The sequence below is a fragment of the Mesorhizobium sp. M1A.F.Ca.IN.020.06.1.1 genome, assembly GCF_004023265.1.
Classification (GTDB): domain Bacteria; phylum Pseudomonadota; class Alphaproteobacteria; order Rhizobiales; family Rhizobiaceae; genus Mesorhizobium.
The window spans coordinates 1-557 of the sequence record NZ_RZSR01001713.1 but is presented as its reverse complement, the minus strand read 5'-3'; the positions used below and the strand labels follow the sequence as shown (position 1 = coordinate 557).

The 557-nt window shown below is 65.5% G+C and carries 1 pseudogene; it reads right to left on the bottom strand.

What is annotated here, in order from left to right:
* Positions 1 to 557: pseudogene (locus tag EOA60_RS36510) on the bottom strand (vitamin B12-dependent ribonucleotide reductase); the annotation flags it as partial.

The window sequence follows — 557 nt, the reverse complement described above, 5'->3', positions numbered from 1 at the left end:
GCCGAGCGTCTCTTTCACCCAATCGGCGCCGAGCGTCCACTGGTTGAACACGAACTTGATGTCGAAGGCCGACTTCAGCGCCGCATTCAGCGCCGCGATCTTATCATCGGTGAAGCCCTTGGCCTTCAGCGAAGACGGGTTGATGCCGGGCGCCTGGTTGAGGTTGCCATGGCCGACGGCATAGGCCTCGATCTCGGCAATCTGGCTTTCGGAATAGCCGAGCGTGCGCAGCGCTTCCGGCACCGCGCGGTTGATGATCTTGAAGTAGCCGCCGCCGGCGAGCTTCTTGAACTTCACCAGCGCGAAGTCGGGCTCGATGCCGGTGGTGTCGCAGTCCATGACCAGGCCGATCGTGCCGGTCGGCGCGATCACGGTCGCCTGCGCGTTGCGATAGCCATGCTCCTCGCCGAGCTCGATGGCGCGATCCCAGGCGGCGCGGGCATGCTCGGCCAGCGCCTGCTGCTTCAGGTCGGAGGCGACCAGCGGCACCGGATTGACGGCGAGCTTCTCGTAGCCGTCCTTGTCGCCATAGGCGGCGCGGCGGTGGTTGCGCATGA